Source organism: Shigella sp. FC1544 (assembly GCF_001722145.1).
In the GTDB taxonomy this organism is placed as follows: Bacteria; Pseudomonadota; Gammaproteobacteria; order Enterobacterales; family Enterobacteriaceae; genus Escherichia; species Escherichia coli.
Genome location: NZ_MECT01000246.1, coordinates 1 through 2,042 on the forward strand (window position 1 = coordinate 1; position 2,042 = coordinate 2,042).

At 45.5% G+C, this 2,042-nt stretch carries 1 protein-coding gene, 1 tRNA gene and 3 pseudogenes; 4 read left to right on the forward strand and 1 reads right to left on the reverse strand.

Annotated elements, in window-relative coordinates; translation table 11 throughout:
- Positions 1-300: pseudogene (locus tag BGK49_RS13345) on the forward strand (IS1-like element IS1X2 family transposase); the annotation flags it as partial.
- 16 nt (positions 301-316) lie between these two features.
- Positions 317-886, forward strand: a pseudogene (gene envY, locus BGK49_RS13350) (DNA-binding transcriptional regulator EnvY); the annotation flags it as partial.
- Positions 887-931: 45 nt separating this feature from the next.
- Here envY and BGK49_RS13355 read toward each other — a convergent pair.
- A tRNA-Arg gene (locus BGK49_RS13355) sits at positions 932-1,008 on the reverse strand.
- 242 nt (positions 1,009-1,250) lie between these two features.
- On the opposite strand from BGK49_RS13355, the pseudogene fimZ reads away from it, so the two are divergent.
- A pseudogene (fimZ, locus tag BGK49_RS13360) lies at positions 1,251-1,849 on the forward strand (fimbria biosynthesis transcriptional regulator FimZ).
- 28 nt (positions 1,850-1,877) lie between these two features.
- Positions 1,878-2,042 (forward strand): IS1 family transposase (locus BGK49_RS27025; protein ID WP_047664789.1); only part of this gene is annotated, 165 nt, incomplete at its 3' end.

Here is a 2,042-nt window from a genome sequence, read left to right on the forward strand (position 1 = left end):
ACGGTTGTGGCGCACGTCTTCGGTGAACGCACTCTGGCCACACTGGAGCGTCTTCTGAGCCTGCTGTCGGCCTTTGAGGTCGTGGTATGGATGACGGATGGCTGGCCGCTGTATGAATCACGCCTGAAGGGAAAGCTGCACGTTATCAGCAAGCGTTACACTCAGCGCATTGAGCGACATAATCTGAATCTGAGACAACATCTGGCAAGGCTGGGACGGAAGTCACTGTCGTTCTCAAAATCGGTGGAGCTGCATGACAAGGTCATCGGGCATTATCTGAACATAAAACACTATCAGTAAGTTGGAGTCATTACCCGATTATCTGTTGTTTTTAAATAAGAACTTAACCTGTGTAAAGCCCTGGTCGCGGCTGGCAACCCCGGTTATCGCTTGTCATAGCCGTACACCGGAAGTGTTCCGGCTAGCCGCCAACCACAGCAAGCAGCAACCCAGCAAACCCTGCGAAGCGGAGTTGACGCGCGCATTACTTTTTACCGTATTGTCTAACTTTCTTGAGCAATCGCGGTTTATTGCCCTACTGATGTATATCTTACGCAGCAGCGTCCGCGACAGCGTCTGCCGCATTATTCAAAGCGATATTCAGCATTACTGGAATCTGCGAATTGTCGCCAGTTCGCTATGTTTAAGCCCCAGCCTGCTCAAAAAGAAATTAAAAAACGAAAATACCAGCTATAGCCAGATTGTCACAGAGTGTCGTATGCGTTACGCCGTACAGATGTTATTGATGGATAACAAAAATATCACTCAGGTGGCGCAATTATGTGGCTATAGCAGCACGTCGTACTTTATCTCTGTTTTTAAGGCGTTTTACGGCCTGACACCGTTGAATTATCTCACCAAACAGCGACAAAAAGTGATGTGGTGAAGGGCAAAGCGGAAACGGATAAGACGGGCATAAATGAAGAAGAAATGGCGCGCCCTGCAGGATTCGAACCTGCGGCCCACGACTTAGAAGGTCGTTGCTCTATCCAACTGAGCTAAGGGCGCGTTGATACCGCAATGCGGTGTAATCGCGTGAATTATACGGTCAACCCTTGCTGAGTCAATGGCTTTTGATCTGGTTGCTGAACAAGTGAACGACCGCGTCTGATTTTCTGATTTATTTCGCTATAGCGGCAAACAAACGCACACCGCTGCGCGTCTGAATCAAGAAAACCCGTATTTTCATGTATCAAAGTACAATTTACCGCCCTAACGGAAAATTGTCCGCTCCTATGAGACTGGTAACTATGAAACCAACGTCGGTGATCATTATGGATACTCATCCTATCATCAGAATGTCTATTGAAGTTCTGTTGCAAAAAACAGTGAATTGCAGATTGTCCTGAAAACGGATGATTACCGCATAACCATCGATTATCTCCGAACCCGTCCTGTTGATTTAATCATTATGGATATAGACTTGCCCGGAACAGACGGTTTTACCTTCCTGAAAAGGATCAAACAAATCCAGAGCACAGTGAAAGTGTTATTTTTATCATCGAAATCAGAATGCTTTTATGCTGGCAGAGCGATACAAGCTGGTGCTAACGGTTTTGTCAGTAAATGCAATGATCAGAATGATATTTTTCATGCCGTTCAGATGATCCTCTCCGGATACACGTTTTTTCCCAGCGAAACGCTTAACTATATAAAAAGCAATAAATGTAGTACGAATAGTTCAACGGTCACTGTGCTATCTAATCGTGAAGTGACCATATTACGTTATCTGGTTAGCGGATTATCTAATAAAGAAATTGCCGATAAGTTATTGCTTAGCAATAAAACAGTTAGTGCGCATAAATCTAATATTTATGGCAAGGGTAATGCTGCCAACTTACTGATTTAGTGTATGATGGTGATTTTAAGGTGCTTGCGTGGCTTCCATTTCCATCAGATGTCCTTCCTGCTCCGCTACTGAAGGCGTGGTGCGTAACGGCAAAAGCACTGCCGGACATCAGCGCTATCTCTGCTCTCATTGCCGTAAAACATGGCAACTACAGTTCACTTACACCGCCTCTCAGCCCGGTACGCACCAGAAA